Raw genomic sequence first — 10,219 nt, 5'->3', positions numbered from 1 at the left:
GCGGCCGGCCGCCGCACGGCGGGCCGGACGGCCACCGGCAGCCCCGTGCGCACGCCCAGCGGCAGCCGCTCGACCAGCGGCCGCCGCGCCATCCGCGCCCGGGTCCGCTCCCCGACGTGCGAGGTGCCGTTGCGCGCGTCGAACCGGGCCGCCAGCGCCTCGGCCTCCCCGCGCGCGTGAGCGGCCAGCTCGGCGGCCGTCCAGGGCCGGCCCGCCGGACCCGGCACCGCCCGTCCGCCGTGCCCCAGCTCCACCAGGCGCCCCGTCAGCAGCGCCACCACCGCCAGGAAGTCCAGCCGGCTGCGCGGATGCCCGGAGTCGGTGAAGTACGCCGGCCGCTCGGCCAGCAGCTCCAGGGCGCGCGCCTCGTTGCCGGTCAGCGCGCAGAACTCCACGTGCTCCGCGTACGCGGCGCGCATGCTCTCCATCGGCCGCACCAGCCGCAGCCCGCGCAGATGGTGGGCGCGCGCCTCCTCGGTCCGGCCCAGCCGCAGCAGCGGCAGCAGGGACGAGGCGAGCACCGTGTGCGGCTCGTGGGCGCAGGAGAGCCCGCCCTCCAGCACCGGCCGCCACAGCCGCACCGCCTCCTCGTCCCGGCCGCGCTCGGCCTGCCACCAGCCCTGGGCGCGCAGCTCGCACGCGGGGCAGTCGGCCATCCGGTCCCGGTCGGCCGCCAGCCACGCCCCGTACGCCCGCTCCGCCCGCGCCACGTCCCCCACGTGCGCGGCCACACTCAACTCCGCGCCGCGCACCGCCCGTTCGCTGTACCCGGCGAGCCGGTAGCGGTGCTCCATCTCGCCGAGCCACTTCTCGATCGCGGCCAGCGGGACGTGCGGCCGGTCCACCATGCCGGCCGACATCCACTTGAAGACCCAGTGCAGCGAGTGGGCCTCGTACGCGTCGAAGTCCTCGGGGTGCTCGTCCCACAGCCGCAGCAGCCGCGCGAAGGGCGCGAACATCCTGTCCTTCTCGGAGCTGTGGTGGAGAACCCTCAGCTGGTGCCCGAGCGCCTCGATCACCGCCGGCGGCTCGCCCAGCCGCTCCGCTTCGGCGAGCAGCTCCGCCGCGCGCGCGTTGCGGGCCGGCCCCTCGGGCCGCTCGCCGTTCTCCGCCATGGCCCGCCGCAGCGAGCCGAGGTCCGTGACCGAGCTCATCGGCGGCCGTCCTCCCCGTGGGCGGACCGCTCCGGCGGGCCGGTGAAAGCGCGGTCGAGCGGCGCGGAGCCGGCCGGCCGCAGCGGCTGCCGCGCCCGCTGCGCCAGCGGGTCCACCGGACCGCGCGGGTCGACCCGGAACGTGGCGGCGGACGGGGGGCCTTCGGCTGATGACTGGGGGGTCTGGGAGTCCATCGTCGCAGCGCCGCTGGTGGAGGGGCTTGCCGACGGCGCGGGGTAGGGCGGCGCCGACGGGGTGGCGGGCCGCGGGGGGAAGGTCCGTGAGCGCGTCATCCTAGGGCCCGCACCACCCACCTGACCAGGGGTTTCGCAGGACGTATACGGCGTTGTCAGTAGCGTGGTGTGCAATGGATCCCGTGCCCGCACTGCAAGAACCACTGCGTCGACCGCTGAAGTCGGTGCTCGGCCCCGCCACCGCGAAGGTGATGGCCGAGCACCTCGGCCTGCACACCGTCGGCGACCTCCTGCACCACTACCCGCGCAAGTACGAGGAGCGGGGCCGGCTCACCCACCTGGCCGACCTCCCCATGGACGAGCACGTCACGGTGGTCGCCCAGGTCGCCGACGCCCGCCTGCACTCCTTCGCTTCCTCGCGGGCGCCGCGCGGCAAGGGGCAGCGCCTGGAGGTGACGATCACCGACGGCAGCGGCCGGCTCCAGCTCGTCTTCTTCGGCAACGGCGTGCACAAGCCGCACAAGGAGCTGCTGCCGGGCACCCGCGCGATGTTCGCGGGCAAGGTGTCCCTCTTCAACCACAAGCTCCAACTGGCCCACCCCGCCTACGAACTGCTCCAGGGCGAGAGCGGGGAGACCAGGGATACCGGCGAGAGCGTCGAGTCCTTCGCCGGCGCCCTGATCCCGCTCTACCCGGCCACCGCCAAGATGGAGTCCTGGAAGATCGCCAAGGCGGTCCAGACCGTCCTGCCGGACGCCCGCGACGCCGTGGACCCGCTGCCCGAGGCGCTGCGCGCGGGCCGCGCCCTGCTGCCCCTGCCCGAGGCCCTGCTCAAGATCCACCGCCCGCACACCAAGGCGGACATCGCCGACGCCCAGGCCCGGCTGAAGTGGGACGAGGCATTCGTCCTCCAGGTCGCCCTGGCCCGCCGCCGCCACGCCGACGCCCAACTCCCCGCCGTCCCGCGCCTGCCCCGCCCCGACGGCCTGCTGACCGCCTTCGACGACCGCCTGCCCTTCACCCTCACCGACGGCCAGCGGAAGGTCTCCCGGGAGATCTTCACCGACCTCGCCACCGACCACCCCATGCACCGCCTGCTCCAGGGCGAGGTCGGCTCGGGCAAGACCATGGTGGCCCTGCGCGCCATGCTCGCCGTGGTCGACGCCGGCGGGCAGGCCGCGATGCTCGCGCCCACCGAGGTGCTGGCCCAGCAGCACCACCGGTCGGTGACCGAGATGATGGGCGAGCTGGCCCAAGGGGGGATGCTCGGCGGTTCCGAGCACGCCACCAAGGTGGTGCTGCTCACCGGCTCCATGGGCGCCGCCGCCCGCCGCCAGGCCCTGCTCGACCTCGTCACCGGCGAGGCCGGCATCGTGATCGGCACGCACGCGCTGATCGAGGACAAGGTCCAGTTCCACGACCTCGGGCTGGTCGTCGTCGACGAACAGCACCGCTTCGGCGTCGAGCAGCGCGACGCCCTGCGGAGCAAGGGCACCCAGCCCCCGCACCTGCTGGTGATGACCGCCACGCCCATCCCGCGCACGGTCGCCATGACCGTCTTCGGCGACCTGGAGACCTCGGTCCTCGACCAGCTGCCCGCCGGCCGCTCGCCCATCGCCAGCCATGTCGTCCCGGCCGCCGACAAGCCGCACTTCCTCGCCCGCGCCTGGGAGCGGGTGCGCGAGGAGGCCGCCAACGGCCACCAGGCGTACGTGGTGTGTCCGCGCATCGGCGACGAGGAGGACGGCCCGAAGAAGGCCGCCAAGAAGGCCCCGGACGCCGACGCGACGGCCGAGCGGCGGCCCCCGCTGGCCGTCCTGGACGTCGCGGACCAGCTCGCCAAGGGGCCGTTGCAGGGGCTGCGGGTGGAGGTGCTGCACGGCAGGATGGCCCCCGACGACAAGGACGCGGTCATGCGCCGCTTCGCCGCCGGCGACACCGACGTCCTGGTCGCCACCACCGTCATCGAGGTCGGCGTCAACGTCCCCAACGCCACCGTGATGGTGATCACCGACGCCGACCGCTTCGGCGTCTCCCAGCTCCACCAGCTGCGCGGCCGCGTCGGCCGCGGCTCCGCGCCCGGCCTGTGCCTGCTGGTCACCGAGATGCCCGAGGCGAGCGCGGCCCGCCAGCGGCTGAACGCGGTGGCCGCCACCCTCGACGGCTTCGAGCTGTCCCGCATCGACCTCGAACAGCGCCGCGAGGGCGACGTCCTCGGCCAGGCCCAGTCCGGCGCCCGCTCCAGCCTGCGCGTCCTCGCCGTCATCGAGGACGAGGAGATCATCGCCGAGGCCAGGCAGGAGGCGGCGGCGGTCGTCGCCGCCGACCCGGAGCTGACCGCCCTGCCCGGCCTGCGCACGGCGCTGGACGCCCTGCTGGACGAGGAGAAGGAGCAGTACCTGGAAAAGGGATGAGCCCCCGCTGAGCACCCGCCCCTCACCCACCGAACGCCTGCCGAGCGCCTGCCGAACTCCCGTGGAACACCCACCGAGCACCCGCCGGCCCCCGCCGCCCCGGCGACGCGGTCAACCGCCCGACCGGCCACACTGGACGCCATGCCGCCCACGACCAAGGACCCCAGATGACCCGCGTGATCGCCGGCAAGGCCGGCGGACGTCGCCTAGCCGTCCCGCCGGGGACCGGCACCCGCCCCACCTCCGACCGCGCGCGCGAGGGCCTGTTCTCCACCTGGCAGTCCCTGCTGGGCGGCCCCCTCGACGGCGAGCGGGTCCTGGACCTGTACGCCGGCTCCGGAGCCGTCGGCCTGGAGGCGCTCTCCCGCGGCGCCGGCCACACCCTGCTCGTGGAGGCCGACGCCCGGGCGGCCCGGACCGTCCGGGAGAACGTGAAGAGCCTCGGCCTGCCCGGCGCCGAGGTGAGGGCGGGCAAAGCGGAACAGACCGTCCAGTCGCCGCCGCCCGCCGAGCCGTACGACATCGTCTTCCTCGACCCGCCCTACGCCGTCACGGACGACGATCTTCGCGAGATCCTGCTCACACTCCGCTCGCAGGGGTGGCTGGCGGACGCGGCCCTCGTCACCGTGGAGCGCAGCACCAGAGGCGGTGAATTCGGGTGGCCGGAGGGTTTCGACGCGCTCCGGGCCCGTCGTTACGGCGAGGGAACGTTTTGGTACGGTCGCGCCGCCTCTACGTGCGAAGACGCACGATGACCGGACCGGAGAGCGAGGGATCTCAAGTGCGCCGTGCCGTCTGTCCCGGGTCGTTCGACCCCATCACCAACGGGCACCTGGACATCATTGCCCGCGCCTCCCGCCTGTACGACGAGGTCTACGTGGCGGTGATGATCAACCAGTCCAAGAAGGGCCTGTTCGAGATCGACGAGCGGATCGAGCTGATCCGCGACGTCACCGCCGAGTACGGCAACGTCCGCGTCGAGTCCTTCCACGGCCTCCTCGTCGACTTCTGCAAGCAGCGCGAGATCCCCGCCATCGTCAAGGGCCTGCGCGCGGTGAGCGACTTCGACTACGAGCTGCAGATGGCCCAGATGAACAACGGCCTCACCGGCGTCGAGACGCTGTTCGTGCCCACCAACCCCACCTACAGCTTCCTGTCCTCCTCCCTGGTCAAGGAGGTCGCGGCCTGGGGCGGCGACGTCTCCCACCTGGTGCCGCCGCAGGTCTTCGAGGCGCTGTCCGGCCGGCTGGGGAAGAACTGAGCCGCTGACGTGCCGTCACCCGCTGTCCGCCGGGTGCGCCGTGGTCGTACAGTCGTCCCGTCAAGATGCGCACACCGGTAGGGAGTGGCGAGCACACCGTGGACGTGCAGAAGAAGCTCGACGAGATCGTGACCACGGTCTCCGGCGCCCGTTCCATGCCCATGTCGGCGTCCTGCGTGGTCAACCGCGCCCAGCTGCTCGAACTGCTCGAAGAGGTCCGCCAGGCGCTGCCCGGCTCGCTCGCGCAGGCCCAGGAGCTGATCGGCGACCGCGAGCAGATGGTCGAGGACGCCCGCCGCGAGGCCGACCGGATCATCGAGTCCGCGCACGCCGAGCGCGGCTCGCTGGTCTCCGGCACCGAGGTCGCCCGCCGCTCCCAGGCCGAGGCCGACCGGATCCTGACCGAGGCCCGCCAGGAGGCCGAGGAGGTCCGCGCCGAGGCCGACGACTACGTCGACTCCAAGCTCGCCAACTTCGAGGTCGTCCTCACCAAGACCCTCGGCTCGGTCGGCCGCGGCCGCGAGAAGCTGCTCGGCACCGGACCGGGCCTGGACGAGGACGGCTACGAGGACGAGGACGCGCCCGAGCGCAGCCACGACCCGGAGACCCTGCGCCGCGACGCCGACGCCTACGTCGACGCCAAGCTCGGCGCCTTCGAGGCGGTCCTCGCCAAGACCCTGGACGCGGTCGGCCGCGGCCGGCAGAAGCTGCACGGCCGGATCGCCACCGACGACCTCGGCGCGCTGGCCGACGACACCAGCACCGTCCAGCACTCCAGCGACGCCGACTACCTCGCCGGTCTCGCCGGCCTCGCCGACACCCCCGCGCCCCGGACCGTCGCCCCGGCCCCCGAGCGCCCCGCCGCCCCGCCGCAGCCGCAGTACGAGCCCCAGCCGGCCTACGGCTACCAGCAGCCCCAGCAGGGCGACCCGTACGGCTACCAGGGCCAGGGCTACGACACCCGGCAGGACCAGTACGGCTACCAGCAGGCCGACCCCTACGCCGCCCCCGGCTACGGGACGGCGGCCGGCGAGCCGTACCCGGGCTACGACACCGGACAGCAGCCCGCCTACGACCCGAGCCAGGCCCAGCACGCCCAGCAGGGCCAACAGGGTCACGACGCGCAGCAGCCCCACCAGACGCAGCAGTCGCAGCAGCCGCAGCAGGGCTACGCGCTCGACGAGACCAGCCTCTTCGACACCGGCATGATCAGCGCCGAACAGCTGCGGGCCTACGAACAGGGCCGCGGGCTCTAGTCCGGACACGGCCTCCGGCCGGGCCGCGGGCGGGCGTCAGCGCGGGCGTCCGCGCGGCCCGAAGAGGCCGGATTGGGACGAGAGCGAAAGGTCCAGTATCCTGGCCCTTCGGTCGCGTGCACGTCCGCGATCCGCGCTGCCCGGGAGACACCGACCGGGCCGCGTCCCTCCTAGCTCGGAAACCGAAAGCAGGAATGGCTCAGAACGCCCGCCTCGACCACCACGACCCTCTCGTGTTCGACACACATGAGCTGGGACGGCGTCCCGGCGCGCTGCAACGCCTGACCCGCACGGTCGAGGCCCCCCGGGACCTCGGTATCCAGTCGGTGATCGGAGTGCCGCAGGGCGCCCCGGTCGAGCTGGAGCTCCGGCTCGAGTCGGTCATGGAAGGGGTGCTCGTCACAGGCACCGCCCGTGCACAGGCGGAGGGGGAGTGCGTAAGGTGTCTGGAGCCGGTCGGGCTGGAGCTCGAAGCGGACTTCCAGGAACTGTTCTCGTACCCTGACGCCGACGACCGGGGCCGCGTGATCGCGGAACCGGGCGACGACGCCGAGGACGACGAGGACAGGTTCTACCTCGAGGACGGACTCTTCGACCTCGAACCTCTGCTGCGCGATGCGGTGGTGCTCGCACTGCCGATGCAGCCGGTGTGCCAGGACGACTGCCCGGGCCTGTGCTCCGAATGCGGAGCGCGGCTCGCGGACGACCCGGACCACCACCACGACGCCGTCGACATCCGTTGGGCGGCTTTGCAGGGACTCGCCGGTTCACTCGAAGACGGCGAGAAGGACGAGATGAGCGGCGGCGCGCCTCAGTCAGCACGCGCCGACGAGAAGCAGGAGAAGTAGCCGTGGCTGTTCCGAAGCGGAAGATGTCGCGCAGCAACACGCGCCACCGCCGGTCGCAGTGGAAGGCTGCGGTCCCCACCCTGGTGGCGTGCGAGCGCTGCCACGAGCCCAAGCTGCAGCACATCGCGTGCCCGTCTTGCGGCACCTACAACAAGCGCCAGGTCCTCGAGGTCTGAGCGGCTGGTGAGAGGCACCGTGTCCACGGCGAAGAAGAACGCTCCCCGCGTCGGCGGGGGTAGCCCCTCGGACAACACCGCCTCGTCCCACACGCTTCTGGAAGGGCGGCTCGGCTACCGGCTCGAGTCCGCCCTTCTGGTGCGCGCGCTGACCCACCGTTCCTACGCGTACGAGAACGGCGGCCTGCCGACGAACGAGCGGCTGGAGTTCCTCGGTGACTCCGTCCTCGGGCTCGTCGTCACGGACACGCTGTACCGCACCCACCCCGACCTGCCCGAAGGCCAGCTGGCCAAGTTGCGGGCCGCGGTGGTCAACTCGCGTGCGCTGGCGGAAGTGGGCCGCGGCCTCGACCTGGGCGCCTTCATCCGGCTCGGCCGCGGTGAAGAGGGCACGGGCGGCAGGGACAAGGCATCCATCCTCGCCGACACCCTTGAAGCGGTGATCGGCGCGGTCTATCTCGATCAGGGCCTCGACGCGGCCTCCGAACTGGTGCACCGCCTGTTCGATCCGCTGATCGAGAAGTCCTCGAACCTCGGAGCCGGCCTGGACTGGAAGACCTCCCTCCAGGAGCTGACCGCGACCGAAGGGCTCGGCGTCCCCGAGTACCTGGTCACGGAGACCGGCCCCGACCACGAGAAGACCTTCACTGCTGCCGCCCGCGTCGGAGGCGTCTCGTACGGCACCGGCACCGGCCGCAGCAAGAAGGAGGCGGAGCAACAGGCCGCCGAGTCCGCCTGGCGCGCCATCAAGGCCGCCGCGGACGAGCGCGCCGAGGCGGCCGAGTCCGCCGCGGCCGCCACCGGCACCGACGAGGCTCCCGCCTCCGCCTGACAGCGGCATACCGAGCTGACAGCGGCACCGAGCGCCCGCCCCACCGTTCCGGCCGGGGCGGGCGCTCGGCGCGTGTGCCGTTACCGTTGTCCGTTCCTGTGTCGAGTGAGTGCGGGGGAGCCATGCCCGAGTTGCCCGAGGTCGAGGTCGTACGGCGCGGTCTGGAGCGCTGGGTCGCCCAGCGGACCGTCGCCGAGGTCGCGGTGCTGCACCCGCGCGCCGTGCGCCGGCACCTGGCGGGACCGGACGACTTCGCGCGGCGCCTGGCCGGCCACCGCGTCGGCACGCCCAGCCGCCGCGGCAAGTACCTGTGGCTGCCGCTGGCCGACAGCGGCCAGGCGATCCTGGCCCACCTCGGCATGAGCGGCCAGCTCCTGGTCCAGCCGCGGGAGGCGGCCACCGAGAAGCACCTGCGCGTCCGCGTCCGCTTCGCCGACGAGGACGGCACCGAACTCCGCTTCGTCGACCAGCGCACCTTCGGCGGCCTCTCGCTGCACGACACCGGCCCCGAGGGGCTGCCCGACGTCATCGCGCACATCGCCCGCGACCCCCTCGACCCGCTCTTCGACGACGAGGGCTTCCACCAGGCGCTGCGCCGCAAGCGCACCACCGTCAAACGCGCCCTGCTCGACCAGTCGCTGATCAGCGGCGTCGGCAACATCTACGCCGACGAGGCGCTGTGGCGGGCGCGCCTGCACTACGAGCGCCCCACCGCCACCCTCACCCGCCCCCGCACCGCCGAGCTCCTCGGCCACATCAGGGACGTGATGACCGACGCCCTCGCCGTCGGCGGCACCAGCTTCGACAGCCTGTACGTCAACGTCAACGGCGAGTCCGGCTACTTCGACCGCTCCCTGGACGCCTACGGCCGCGAGGGCCTGCCCTGCCGCCGCTGCGCCACCCCGATACGCCGCCGCCCGTGGATGAACCGCTCAAGCCACTACTGCCCCACGTGCCAGCCCGCGCCCCGACTCCGCCCGGCGGCGAACGACCGGATCTGAAGGCCGACGACCGGATCTGAAGGCCGGCGACCGGGTCGGGAGGCCGACGACCGGGTCGGGGCCGGGAACCGGGCGTCAGTCCCGGCGGGCGTCGTAGCGCTCGCGGGCGGCCAGCACGTCGTCCATCCGGCCCTCCACGCAGTGGATGAGGGCCAGCAGCCGTTCGGTCACCTCGTGTCCCAGCGCGGTCAGCTCGTAGTCGACGCGCGGCGGGTTGGTCGGCTGGGCCTCGCGGTGCACCAGGCCGTCCCGCTCCAGCGCCTGGAGCGTCTGGGACAGCATCTTCTCGCTCACCCCGTCGACGCGTCGGCGCAGTTCGTTGAAGCGCAGCGAGCCATCGCGCAGCGCCCCCATGGTGAGCGCGCCCCAGCGACCCGTGACGTGCTCCAGCGTGCCGCGCGAGGGACACGCCTTGGCGAACACGTCGTACGGGAGGTCCTGCGCCTCGATGCCTTCCTGGGTGCCGCTCATACCCGGAGCGTACGCGAGCACAGCGCCCACCGACAGAGAGCGCTCACCGAACCACAGCGCCCACCGGACGCCGGCGCGTCAGTACCCGAAGTCCTGCGTCCACCACGGCCCGCCCGGGCCGAAGTGGACGCCGACGCCGAGCGTGGTGAAGTCGCAGTCCAGGATGTTGGCGCGGTGGCCGGGGCTGTCCATCCAGGCGTCCATGACGGCCGCCGCGTCCGCCTGGCCGCGGGCTATGTTCTCGCCGCCCAGGCCGGTGATGCCGAGCCGGGCCGCACGGTCCCACGGGGTCGCTCCGCCGGGGTCGGTGTGGTCGAAGAAGTCCTGGTCGGCCATGGCCCGGCTGAAGTCCTCCGCCAGCGAGGTCAGCGCGCCGTTCGCGGCGACCGGGCCGCACCCCGCCCGCGCCCGCTCCTGGTTGACCAGGCTCAGCACCTGCGCCTCGGCGGCGCTCTGGGCGGTGGCGGTGGCGGTGGCGGGGGGCTGGGTCCGCTGGCGCGGGATCTTCGGGGCGGGCCGGGCCGCGGCGCTCCCGCTCGGGCTCGCGCCGCCGGCCGGCGCGGTCGTCGGCCCGGCCGTCGGCGGCTGCGCGGGGGTGGCCGGGGCGGTGGC

At 73.4% G+C, this 10,219-nt stretch carries 10 protein-coding genes and 1 pseudogene; 8 read left to right on the top strand and 3 right to left on the bottom strand.

Going from position 1 to position 10,219, the window contains the following annotated elements:
- Window positions 1-1,154 (bottom strand): annotated as a pseudogene (locus ABEB07_RS30855) (tetratricopeptide repeat protein); the annotation flags it as partial.
- Between the two features lie 367 nt (window positions 1,155-1,521).
- On the opposite strand from ABEB07_RS30855, the gene recG reads away from it, so the two are divergent.
- The 8 genes from recG (at window position 1,522) to mutM (ending at window position 9,136) form a co-directional block, all read left to right on the top strand.
- Window positions 1,522-3,762 carry an ATP-dependent DNA helicase RecG gene (gene recG, locus ABEB07_RS30850; RefSeq protein ID WP_345671351.1) on the top strand — a complete coding sequence of 747 codons (2,241 nt, stop codon included), beginning with the start codon at window positions 1,522-1,524 and terminating at the stop codon, window positions 3,760-3,762.
- Between the two features lie 167 nt (window positions 3,763-3,929).
- Window positions 3,930-4,517 (top strand): 16S rRNA (guanine(966)-N(2))-methyltransferase RsmD, encoded by a 588-nt coding sequence (gene rsmD / locus ABEB07_RS30845; protein ID WP_345671350.1) that lies wholly within the window; start codon window positions 3,930-3,932, stop codon window positions 4,515-4,517.
- 26 nt (window positions 4,518-4,543) lie between these two features.
- Window positions 4,544-5,023: a pantetheine-phosphate adenylyltransferase gene (gene coaD / locus ABEB07_RS30840; protein ID WP_217711087.1), complete on the top strand. Its 480-nt coding sequence runs from the start codon at window positions 4,544-4,546 to the stop codon at window positions 5,021-5,023.
- Between the two features lie 98 nt (window positions 5,024-5,121).
- Window positions 5,122-6,279: an ATP synthase F0 subunit B gene (locus ABEB07_RS30835; RefSeq protein ID WP_345671352.1), complete on the top strand. Its 1,158-nt coding sequence runs from the start codon at window positions 5,122-5,124 to the stop codon at window positions 6,277-6,279.
- A 194-nt stretch (window positions 6,280-6,473) separates the two neighbouring features.
- Window positions 6,474-7,127 (top strand): YceD family protein, encoded by a 654-nt coding sequence (locus ABEB07_RS30830; RefSeq protein WP_176150656.1) that lies wholly within the window; start codon window positions 6,474-6,476, stop codon window positions 7,125-7,127.
- A 2-nt stretch (window positions 7,128-7,129) separates the two neighbouring features.
- The gene (gene rpmF / locus ABEB07_RS30825) at window positions 7,130-7,303 is read left to right on the top strand and encodes a 50S ribosomal protein L32 (protein WP_007493396.1); all 174 of its coding nucleotides are present in this window, start codon (window positions 7,130-7,132) and stop codon (window positions 7,301-7,303) included.
- A 7-nt stretch (window positions 7,304-7,310) separates the two neighbouring features.
- A complete protein-coding gene (gene rnc, locus ABEB07_RS30820) occupies window positions 7,311-8,135 on the top strand; it encodes a ribonuclease III (protein WP_176150657.1) in 825 nt (274 codons plus the stop codon).
- Between the two features lie 122 nt (window positions 8,136-8,257).
- Complete coding sequence (gene mutM, locus ABEB07_RS30815; protein WP_176150658.1) at window positions 8,258-9,136, top strand: bifunctional DNA-formamidopyrimidine glycosylase/DNA-(apurinic or apyrimidinic site) lyase; 879 nt, start codon at window positions 8,258-8,260, stop codon at window positions 9,134-9,136.
- 75 nt (window positions 9,137-9,211) lie between these two features.
- Here mutM and ABEB07_RS30810 read toward each other — a convergent pair whose 3' ends face one another.
- Both ABEB07_RS30810 and ABEB07_RS30805 read right to left on the bottom strand, forming a co-directional pair.
- Window positions 9,212-9,607, bottom strand: a complete 396-nt coding sequence (locus ABEB07_RS30810) for a winged helix-turn-helix transcriptional regulator (RefSeq protein WP_345671349.1) — start codon at window positions 9,605-9,607, stop codon at window positions 9,212-9,214.
- A gap of 78 nt (window positions 9,608-9,685) precedes the next feature.
- Window positions 9,686-10,219, bottom strand: a 534-nt coding sequence (locus ABEB07_RS30805) for a CAP domain-containing protein (RefSeq protein WP_345671348.1), incomplete at its 5' end; no start/stop codon positions are given.

This window comes from Streptomyces similanensis (assembly GCF_039543625.1).
In the GTDB taxonomy this organism is placed as follows: domain Bacteria; phylum Actinomycetota; class Actinomycetes; order Streptomycetales; family Streptomycetaceae; genus Streptomyces; species Streptomyces similanensis.
The sequence above is the reverse complement of the archived record's forward strand: the minus strand, read 5'-3'. Positions and strand labels throughout refer to the sequence as shown.

Coding starts and splice junctions, on each gene's coding strand:
- recG (WP_345671351.1), top strand. CDS start 1,522: ATGGATCCCGTGCCCGCACTGCAAGAACCACTGCGTCGACCGCTGAAG.
- rsmD (WP_345671350.1), top strand. CDS start 3,930: ATGACCCGCGTGATCGCCGGCAAGGCCGGCGGACGTCGCCTAGCCGTC.
- ABEB07_RS30830 (WP_176150656.1), top strand. CDS start 6,474: ATGGCTCAGAACGCCCGCCTCGACCACCACGACCCTCTCGTGTTCGAC.
- mutM (WP_176150658.1), top strand. CDS start 8,258: ATGCCCGAGTTGCCCGAGGTCGAGGTCGTACGGCGCGGTCTGGAGCGC.
- ABEB07_RS30810 (WP_345671349.1), bottom strand. CDS start 9,607: ATGAGCGGCACCCAGGAAGGCATCGAGGCGCAGGACCTCCCGTACGAC.